Genomic DNA, 9,148 nt, shown 5'->3' with positions numbered 1-9,148 from the left:
GCCCCGGACCTCGACCTCACCGACGGCGGCCGCCTCGCGGACCACCTCCACGGCGGCCGGGCGCTCCTGTATGGACCTCGCCGACGATCCGGAGCGCGGGCTCTGGCTGCGGGGTATGCCGGCCGCGTCGGCACCCTGACGGCCGGCTGCCCGTCCCGCCCGGAACTGGCGGCGGTCCTCGTCCGTCCGGACGGCTTCACGGCCTGGGCGGCCGACGCCGGGGCGCAGGCGCGTACGTCGACGGCCGGGCTGGCGGAGTGGTTCGCCGTGCCAGAGGGGCAGTGACGCCGGGGCGATCCGCCACTGTGCTGACTGACGCGGACCACGAGCCGGTCCCACCCACGGCCGCCGCACCGATCCGGTGTGGCGGCCGCCCGCACCCGCACCAGTGGCACCACAGCAAGACCGACGACATGCACCGCGGCTTCGCCACCGAGCAGATTCCTCCATCACCGTCACCCCCGGCCCGTCCACAGCACCGGATCTCACAGTCCCGTGGCGCGACAGCACCACACCACCGCCTGACAACCCCGGCACCCGCCAAGCGAGCCGCTGCTGGAGAGGAGCTGACAGCGCCCGACGATGCCGGACCGCCCCTGACACCAGTCCCGTACAGCAGCCCGCCCAGCCAGGCGGAGGGGCGCCACCGCCGCCGGCCGTCGCGGCCGCCAACCAGTCGGCGGGCCGGACCGTCGTACGCATCCTGCGGATCCTGGCGCCCGGCACGGTGCCGGTGCCCGAGCTGCTGGCCGACGTCGACTCGTAGCCTGCGGCCGCCGGGCCGCCGCGTACCCGGCAGACCGCCTCAAGCGGATACCGCCGCGCACCGGGCGGTCGCGCCGCCGCGTCGGGCAGACCCGGGCATCGCGGAGACGGTGGAGCGGCAGACTGCCGCGATGCGTGAGCTGAGCCGCCGCGCGTTCCCCGAGCCGGCCGTCGTCCCCGACGACGCGCCGGCCCCGATTGAGCAGATCCGTGCCGAGCGACACCGCCAGGCCACGGCGACCGAGGCTGCGGCCCTGCGTCGAGCCCGTGCCGAGCGGGCCGGGCTGCCGCCCCGGACGACTGCGCCCTCACTGGGCAGGACCGTAGGTTGCGCCCCGGTCGGAGCAACACTGTGGCCCGGACCGGGCACCGAACTCGCCCACGAAGACGTCGGCGCGCGCTCCGCGTGGCCGGGGCTTCGAGCGACGAGCGCTGCCTGATCCGGGCGGCCGTCTTCTCCCTGCTCAGATCCCGGTAGCTGTTCTCCGGGGCATCGGGGTGGCACCGCTGCTCGCCGCCAGGACGGTGGGGCGGAATAGCGCCCTTCGTCGGCGGGTTGCTGAATATTGATCATGTATGTGCGACGCGATGAGGAACCGCCATGAGCCCCCTGCCCCTTGACGCTGAAACCCACCACGACGGGCGCCTCACAGGGCGCACGGTCGTCCTGATCGGCGGTGGCTCGGGTATCGGCCTGCGGGTCGCGCATCGTGCGGCCGCAGCCGGCGCCCGCGTCGTACTGGGAGGCCGCACCCCCGCGCGCCTGGCCGCCGCGGCGCAGCGGGTGGGTGACTCGGCGACCTGGCGGACCGTAGACATCACAGACGGCGCCTCCCTCGCGGCGTTCTTCGCGGAACTCGACCGCGTGGACCACCTGTTCACCTCCGCCGCCTCCTACCAGGTGGGCCCGATGCTGGAGCTGAGCGACGAGGAGGCGGCAAGCCCGTTCGTCTCCAAATTCTGGGGCCAGTACCACGCCGTGCGACGTGCCGCGCCCAAGCTGGCGGCGGATGGGTCCGTGGTACTGATGTCCGGTGCCGCAGGGGCGCGGCCCCCGGCACCCGCACCCGCCTACGCCGCGTGCAACGCTGCGATCGAAGGGCTCGGACGGGGGCTGGCCCTCGAACTCGCACCAGTGCGCGTCAACGTCGTCTCGCCCGGCACCGTCGACGGCAACCTCTGGGCACAGCGTCCGGCCGCAGACCGTGAAAACGCCTTCGCGCAGTACCGCAGGGATACGGTCCTGCACCGGCTGGGCACCGAGGACGACATCGCCCACGCTGTGATGTTCCTGTTCACCAATGGCTTCACGACCGGTTCCACCCTCTACCCCGACGGCGGCTACACCCTGCGCTGACCCGTCCACGGACCGGCGGAACGGCTCCTGCGGTAGCCAGACGGCACGGCGACCGCCGGTCAGCTTGTTCCTTCACCACGGGTCTGGTCGTTCGGTGACTCTCCGGAGTGATTGCCGGGCAGGTGGTCCGCCCTTCTCGTGGTCCTGAGTGCCCGTCCCTAAACCCCAATCGCCGCAGCCGGCGGGCTGATCCGGGAAAGCCGGCCGCGTAAACGCATTCGGGGAGCGGTCACTGCGACCGCTCCCCGAACGGAAGCCCTGGTGTTGGTGAGCCAGTTGTGGCAAGCCTTGCTTTACCATTCGACCGCGTCCGCGACTTTTCGATGACGCTGGCGAACGGGTCCTGGGGAGCGGGCCCCAAGGATGTGCCGCCTCGACCGGAGCTGAGGAACAGTGGCTCAGCGGGTGACGACGTTGTGGGCCGGGCCGACCTCCGGTTGGAGGTCGCCGTACCCGAGGTCAGCGAGGATCGGGCCGAGCACCTTCGCGAACGCCTCGTAGGCTTCGGCGGACTCCCAGACGTCGGTGATCCGCCAGCCGCCGTCGGCTGGGCCCGCAGCGTGCGAAAGGAGGCCGGGAACAGGCAGGTCAGCGACGTTGGTAAAGCCCTTTCCGTCGGTGAGGCGCTCGATGTAGCTGTCGTAGAGTTCCGACCCGGTACCGGGGACGAAGAACGTGGCGATGACGGCCATGATTGTGCTCCTATCGGCAAGATGTCTCGGGGCCGGGACAAGCGACGTGTGCGCACCGGCCCTTGGCGCCCTCTCTGACTTCCCACTCCGTGTTCAGGGCACTCCCAGGGACCGTCATGCCGCCGCGACTCCTCCACGCCCCGGCGCGCCGTCTTGGCTGCTCTGTAGCGGCTTTGTGGGTTTTAGCTGAATGCGCCGCTCGGCGCCGGTGATGCCGGTGACGGATTAGGTTCAGTGGCGGCCCACCGGAGGTCAGACGGTGGGCTGCGGCTTCTTCGTCCAGTCCGTGCGGGGGGCCTTTGCTGGTCAGGCGCCGGCTCATCAAGGTGACCAGAGCCCAGGTCAGGTGGGCCTCACTGACCTGCGGAAGCCGCTCGTAGTGCGGAACTGTCGCGCTTCCGACGGCTTTCTACGGGTGTCTGTCCGCGCGGGCGGATGCGTTCTTCGAGCTGGGCGACGCGCTGCTGTGTGCGGACGGCCCGACCCGGACGCCGGTGGAGCTGTCGCTGCTGGCCGAGCAGACGAGTGTTTTCTGGCTTTCAACTGAAGCGGCCGCCTTACCCAGGAGGGCGTCGTGCAGGGCCGGGCAGTGGCCACACGGCGCACCATCCTGACCGCGGCCGCTGAGGTGATCATCGAGCGGCTACGGCGGCGCGTCCATCTCGCAGATCACCGCCCGGGCCGACGTGGCGGCCGGGGCGGTGTACTTCCCCTTCGACGATGGGGCCAACGGCTCGGCGATCTCCCACAGCCCGTCCGGAACAATCCAACTCAAACATACCCGCCCCATGAGCGGACCAACGAGCCATCACCACATAGGGCACCGGCTTAACCCGCCCAACGAGGATCCGGCCTCTGCCCCTGCCTCGGGTACGGGGGGCGGTAGTTGCCTCCAGCACCTCGAAATTGATCACCGCCTTCACTCACGATAGCGCGCCCCGCGCCGTCCTCTTCGGTGACCCATCCGGGAGGCAGCATAACAACTTCTGAGGTATTCAGAACCCTGGCACCGGAAAGGTCTATTCCTGCGTGAAATCTAGGATGGCTCCTTGGGTGCGCTGGATTGACGAATCGAGCGTCCGCGTGAAATACGGAGTCCGTAAACCATACCTGGCCGGTGAATTCCTCGCACACCAATTGGAACTGCCGATGGAATCCACTACCCCTGAAATCTGCCACACCCCCATACTTCGCATCACGAGAAAACAGGTGACCGAAGAATTCTACGCCGTCAAATGCGGCTCCGCCTTCGAACTCGACATGGGTGAAACTCGCCGTACGACGGAAGACTGCGCCGGAAAAGCGCGCCTGCCCGACAAACCTCGCTCCACTGAATTCACATTCAGTGAAATGACACTCAGAGAAGTCCACTTCGAGCAGTACGGCAGTGCGCAGATTCAGCGTGACTCCCGGCCAGTAAGCGGGCCATCCCTCGGACGGGCCCGGCGCGCCCTCCTGGAGTCGACTGCCGGGCGGCGCCTTACGCAGGTGCTTAGCTAAAATCTCCTGCGCCGCTCGACGGACCTGCCGTTCCTGCAGAGCATCAGAATCAAGGGCTGATGCTCCTGGGCATGCCACGGCATCCTCGGAGAGCGGGGCATACGGCATTCGAAGGTAGGCGCAAATTACTTCAGTGACGACCTGGCGGTGCTCCGGGTTTTGCTGGGCCAGCCGCTCAAGAGCGTAAAGCCCGCCCAGTCGAACCATTGCCTTCTCGTGCCCCAGCTGCTCCACGGCGTGACTGTAGAGTTCTGTGACCCTGCGTTCGGTTGCGTCATGAATATTTGCGTCAGCCACCTCCTTCGAATGTGCCTGAACTCGCTCTGCGCGCTCACTGGCGATTTCGTCAAGTCGCTGACGGCGATAGGCGGTGACCAACGCGACAAGAGCACCTACGCCAGCGACCATAGCGAATACAAGTTTCAAAAGGTCCAGCTGAGCTGCAACATCCAGCGCCTTCGGGTCTGCTCTGGGCGGGGACCCGAGATACCAAGTTATAAAGAGCCAGCTGGAGGCCAGCAATAAGATCACAGCTATTACGGAAATTGTCAAAGCTCGGCGAATAGGCCACAGCCCTAGGGTGCGATGTGCGTCTCTTGGAACAGGGCTCGGGGCGAGGGGTGATTCCGGCACGGTAGAAAGGGTGCCACAGGTGATGCGCCCGGGGTGTCCCGACTCGAATAAGTCCGGGCATCGTGTTGCGCTGACCTGCGGTGCCCCCGGACTCGAGTGAGACGGGACTCGTCGGTGGGCCTCAATCAAGTCCGGGCAGGGAGCCGTGCCCTCGCAGTTCAAGGAGAGTGGTGAGCACCGTGGGCCTGATAAGTTCAGACGTCGACAGGTGTGGCGTCGAGGGCGGCCGGGTCGAAGCCGGCCTCGGTCAGGACGTCGGCGGCGACCCCGCGGCCGACCTGAACGAGTCCGATCAACAGGTCGTCGCAGTCGATGCGGTCGAAGCCGTTCTGCTCCGAACTTGCCTCGGCGATGGCGATGGCCTTGCGGGAGTAGGGTGTCCAGGCGATCCGTTCGGCCGCTTGGGAGGCGCCCATGCTCAGCCGGGTGCCGACGGATTGGTGGACCGTTTCCGGTGGGACGCCGACCGTCTGCAGGAGTCGGGTGGCGCTGTTGCTCTGCACGGTCAGTCCCCAGAGCAGGTGCTCGGTGCCGATGTAGTTGTTGCGGTGGTGCACCGCCGCCTGCTTGACGTGGACCATGGCCTCGCGGAGGTCATCCGTCATGACCTCGGGGCTGTAGCGCTTGTGCGGGGCGTGGAAGCGTTGCTGGGCCGCTTGCCGGGTCACGCCCAGGGCTGTGCCGATGTCCGTCCATGAGTTGCCGTGCATCCGGCAGTGCTCGACGTAGTCCTCAACCAGATCGTCTGCCAGGGCCTGTAGTTGGCCCGCGAGTTGGGCAGCGACTGTGAGAAGGGCGAGCCAGTCAGGCTGGTCCTGTCCGCCGGGGCGGTGCGCGTTGTCACATCTCCGATCGACTTCCGCGATGAGATCGTCCAGGTCCGGAAGAGCCATGAGGCAAGTACGCCTTGACAATTGCAAGGTGTCAAGGCGTACCAGCCATGCTGGTGACGAGTGTGGCTATGCCCTCGGGACGGCCGAGCCGATACTCGATCTCCGCAACGGACGACTTGACGGTCTTCCTGAGCCCGACGCGGCTGGTCCCGCGGATCGGACCTTCAGTGGGGAAGCTCTGGTGGAACTTGGCGATGCTCTCGGCGGAGACGCAGAAGTCACGTCCATGACCAGCTGGCCGTGCGTCAGTCCAGCGGACCTGGCCCTGACACTAGGCGATGCGCCGGCTCATCAAGGTGACCAGGGACCAGGTCAGGTGCGCCTCGCTGACCTGCGGAAGCCTTTCGTAGGCCCGGACATCGCGCCGGGCCTTCATCACCCACCCGAAGGTAGGCTCGACGCACCAGCGCAACGGGAGAATCACGGAGCCCTTGGCGCCCTTGGGGCGGGAGACGGTCTCCAGGGTCAGGTCGAGGAAGCCCTCGGCCCATTCGACGAGCCGCCCGCCGTAGCCGGAGCCAGCCCAGACGTGAGTGAACTGCGGGTGGGGCAGGCGCAGATGCCACAGGACTTCGCGGGCGGCGTCGCGGTCGGCATGTCTGCGGGCGTGACCATGACCATCATGGGCACCCACTGACCTGCGTTGAGGAATGAAAACACTCACCCAGCGGTTGTCTCGCTACTCATAGCGAAGATCGTAGGGGCGCCCCCACTCTTCTCAGCCGCCTGTCACCATGAGGCTCACAGCCCATTTCCCCAGGTAGGCGCGTTGAATTGTGAGCCTTTAGGCTGTGAGGTGCAGCGTGACAGCCCGTATCCATTGCCGTATCCACCGATAGCCGAGGGCCTGGATCACACGATTCGGTGAACCGCTGCTCTGCAGGTACCGCTATCTACTCCTTGTGGGCGGCACGTTGTCAGTCCGCCTGCCTAGCGTCCGTTTCGAGGCAACTCCACGTACACCACTGGGCCGGTTCCTGGACTGCGAGCTGTCGGCCGGTCCCAAGCCGTTGCGCGAGAGCTTCCGCGCCCAGCACCGGACCGACCACGTCCTCATGCCGCCGCCCGGCGTCGGCACCGAGGCTGGCACCGTCGGAACAGGCATCGACCAGCGGCTGCGCCTCGCCTACACCGCGGCCGCGCCCGTGGACGAAGCATCGCTCATCGGCATCGAGTCCACCGGCGCCTCGTACGGCGGAGCGGGCCTGCGGATGCGCGCCGTCGGCAATGAACTCGCCGCGCGCCTGACCGACGCCGTGCACCGCCTGGACCTCGACCACCGCGAGACGCCGGTGGGCCGCGCTCACGACGAAGAACAGGAGCTGGCCCGCATGCTGCTCGCCGCGGCCTGGTACCAGGTCCTCGCCCGCAATCGTCGCCTGCGGCAGGCCACCACCCTCGGCGGGCGAGGACGCCCGCGCTGGGCCAGAGCCCCCGGCGCAGACCGTTTCGCCGCCCGCCCGGAGGCGATGGTGATACGGGTGAGGAACCTGGCAGATCACCGGCTGGCCGAAGCCGCCGCTGCCAGCGTTCACAGCCTGGCTACCAGCCGGCAGGGCCTCGTGCGCGAACGCACAACGCCGCGCACCCAAATCCACCCAAGCGGATGCCCGCGTACCGGTGCCGGGCGGCTCACGCTCGCCTCGGGGCCCGCTAGTCTGTGCCACAAGACATCTTTCGGCCGACCGAGGAGTCCAACATGGCCAACGAGGTGGCCATACCTCAGCTGCCCTGCCGCTCGATCGACGATGTCGCCCCGTTCTACGAGGCGTTGGGGTTCTTCACGATCTATCAGCAGATGCGCCCGAACCCCTACCTGGCCATGCGCCGCGAAGACCTGGAGATGCACTTCTTCGCTATCGAGGGCTTCGACCCCGCCGACTCCTACGGCGCGTGCGCGCTCTACGTCCCCGACACTGCCGCCCTGCACCGCGCTTTCGCGCAGGGCCTGCGCGCGGCGTACGGTAAGGTGCCCGTCTCCGGAATCCCGCGGATGACCACACCCCGCAAGCGCAAGAACGACGGCCGCCGCACGGGGTTCACCATGGTCGATCCGGGCGGCAACTGGATCCGGATCTTCACCACCCCGGAGAAGGACCAGCCGGGCGCCGCGCCGTCGCCGACGAACAAGCTGGCCACGGCCCTGGAAAACGCCGTCGTCCTCGGCGACTCCAAGGGAGACACCGCCCAGGCCGCAAAGATCCTGGACGCGAACCTGGCCCGGGAACAGGAGACAGCGCACCCCGCGGACCTGATCGAAGCCCTCGTGTACCGCGCGGACCTCGCCTTGCGCCAAGACGACCCCGAGCGGGCCCGGGCCCTGCTCGCCCTCGTGCGAGCGACACCCCTTCAGGACAGCGAGCGCAAACGTCTCACCGACTGCTTCGCCCTGGCCGAGGAAATGGCGAAGGACCTGCCTGAGGACACGCGCAACTGATACGTGGCGATGCAGTCGGCACAGTGCCTACCGCTGGCCAGCGGTACCGCATCTGACACTGCCGCGCCGTTTGCTGCCACCCGGCTATTGTCTCGGCCACCGTCATCCGCACGAGCCACAGCCGCTCAACAGACCCGAACATGCCCCGGCAGCTCACCGGCACGCTCGCGGGCCTCGTCCAGTTGCTCCCGCAAGATGTTCCACCGCGACTCCACTGCCATGGCCACCGAGTTCCCATACTGGCGCTGTCAGCTTTCGGACCAGACGAGCAGGTGTGTACAGGGCCATCCTGTGTCGGTGCGTTCGGCCTGGGCCTTGGTCTGGGCGAGGCGGTAGGAGTCGGTGCCGGTCTCGATGATGTGGCCGCCGAAGGACAGGCGGTCGACGATGGCCGCGCAGAGCCTGGGGTCGGTGAAGGTCTTGGCCCAGCGTGCGCCGTGCGGCGCTTCGTTGTATCCCCGAAGCAGTCGGGATGAACATGGAGGTATGGTTCTTGGTTCGCCGGGCTTACTTGAGCGCGAAAGCGTGAGGGGACAACAGCATGCTCGGAAAGCGGTATCGGTCTGGAGGCGTCCAGGGCGGGGTGCCGCAAGGCCCGCGCGATATGGCTAAGGCTTGATTGCTCGAAGCCCAATTCCCAGCGGTGCGGAAGACACCCGTCGAAACGACGCCTGAATTCGACGTCACGCCATGTTTCGGTCGCGGTTGGAGGCTGGAGCAACCTCCATGGCGTTGAGCGCCTCCCAGCGAGGGTGGCAAAGGGAACGAGTGGGAGGCCTAGGCGGTGTCTTCAAATGATCTTGCGTGTTGGATCATGGTCGGGTGATACGTCGACATGAGCTGTCGGATGCCGAGTGGGAGTTTGTCCGGC

General features: G+C 67.3%; 8 protein-coding genes and 3 pseudogenes. 3 read left to right on the top strand and 8 right to left on the bottom strand.

Annotated features, from left to right (window positions below; genetic code table 11):
- A pseudogene (locus tag AB0A97_RS41330) lies at nt 1-285 on the top strand (FAD-dependent oxidoreductase); the annotation flags it as partial.
- 1,081 nt (nt 286-1,366) lie between these two features.
- Nucleotides 1,367-2,122 carry an SDR family oxidoreductase gene (locus AB0A97_RS41325; RefSeq protein ID WP_361161180.1) on the top strand — a complete coding sequence of 252 codons (756 nt, stop codon included), beginning with the start codon at nt 1,367-1,369 and terminating at the stop codon, nt 2,120-2,122.
- A gap of 398 nt (nt 2,123-2,520) precedes the next feature.
- Here AB0A97_RS41325 and AB0A97_RS41320 read toward each other — a convergent pair whose 3' ends face one another.
- The 7 genes and pseudogenes from AB0A97_RS41320 to AB0A97_RS41290 all read right to left on the bottom strand — a co-directional run bounded on the left by AB0A97_RS41320 (nt 2,521) and on the right by AB0A97_RS41290 (nt 7,375).
- Nucleotides 2,521-2,814 carry a hypothetical protein gene (locus tag AB0A97_RS41320; protein ID WP_361161177.1) on the bottom strand — a complete coding sequence of 98 codons (294 nt, stop codon included), beginning with the start codon at nt 2,812-2,814 and terminating at the stop codon, nt 2,521-2,523.
- 258 nt (nt 2,815-3,072) lie between these two features.
- Nucleotides 3,073-3,193, bottom strand: a pseudogene (locus AB0A97_RS41315) (IS5/IS1182 family transposase); the annotation flags it as partial.
- Nucleotides 3,194-3,457: 264 nt separating this feature from the next.
- The gene (locus tag AB0A97_RS41310; RefSeq protein WP_361161183.1) at nt 3,458-3,589 is read right to left on the bottom strand and encodes a hypothetical protein; all 132 of its coding nucleotides are present in this window, start codon (nt 3,587-3,589) and stop codon (nt 3,458-3,460) included.
- A 53-nt stretch (nt 3,590-3,642) separates the two neighbouring features.
- Complete coding sequence (locus tag AB0A97_RS41305) at nt 3,643-4,845, bottom strand: pentapeptide repeat-containing protein (RefSeq protein ID WP_361161174.1); 1,203 nt, start codon at nt 4,843-4,845, stop codon at nt 3,643-3,645.
- A 296-nt stretch (nt 4,846-5,141) separates the two neighbouring features.
- Nucleotides 5,142-5,840: a Clp protease N-terminal domain-containing protein gene (locus tag AB0A97_RS41300; protein WP_361161171.1), complete on the bottom strand. Its 699-nt coding sequence runs from the start codon at nt 5,838-5,840 to the stop codon at nt 5,142-5,144.
- A 271-nt stretch (nt 5,841-6,111) separates the two neighbouring features.
- Nucleotides 6,112-6,474, bottom strand: coding sequence for a transposase (locus AB0A97_RS41295; protein WP_361161168.1), 363 nt, complete (start codon nt 6,472-6,474; stop codon nt 6,112-6,114).
- 283 nt (nt 6,475-6,757) lie between these two features.
- Nucleotides 6,758-7,375 carry a hypothetical protein gene (locus tag AB0A97_RS41290; RefSeq protein ID WP_361161165.1) on the bottom strand — a complete coding sequence of 206 codons (618 nt, stop codon included), beginning with the start codon at nt 7,373-7,375 and terminating at the stop codon, nt 6,758-6,760.
- Between the two features lie 164 nt (nt 7,376-7,539).
- Here AB0A97_RS41290 and AB0A97_RS41285 point away from each other — a divergent pair, with 164 nt between their 5' ends.
- Entirely contained in the window at nt 7,540-8,277 is a 738-nt protein-coding gene (locus AB0A97_RS41285; protein ID WP_361161162.1) for a VOC family protein, read from the top strand.
- Between the two features lie 248 nt (nt 8,278-8,525).
- Here the strand turns inward: AB0A97_RS41285 and AB0A97_RS41280 are convergent.
- Nucleotides 8,526-8,705: pseudogene (locus AB0A97_RS41280) on the bottom strand (ATP-binding protein); the annotation flags it as partial.
- Between the last annotated feature and the right edge of the window lie 443 nt (nt 8,706-9,148).

It is taken from the genome of Streptomyces sp. NPDC045470, from assembly GCF_040646595.1.
Classification (GTDB): domain Bacteria; phylum Actinomycetota; class Actinomycetes; order Streptomycetales; family Streptomycetaceae; genus Streptomyces.
This window is presented reverse-complemented; position numbering and strand designations above follow the sequence as displayed.

What these genes read in the sequence shown, in the direction of transcription:
- AB0A97_RS41325 (WP_361161180.1), top strand. Translation starts at nt 1,367, where the DNA reads ATGAGCCCCCTGCCCCTTGACGCTGAAACCCACCACGACGGGCGCCTC.
- AB0A97_RS41320 (WP_361161177.1), bottom strand. Translation starts at nt 2,814, where the DNA reads ATGGCCGTCATCGCCACGTTCTTCGTCCCCGGTACCGGGTCGGAACTC.
- AB0A97_RS41300 (WP_361161171.1), bottom strand. Translation starts at nt 5,840, where the DNA reads ATGGCTCTTCCGGACCTGGACGATCTCATCGCGGAAGTCGATCGGAGA.
- AB0A97_RS41285 (WP_361161162.1), top strand. Translation starts at nt 7,540, where the DNA reads ATGGCCAACGAGGTGGCCATACCTCAGCTGCCCTGCCGCTCGATCGAC.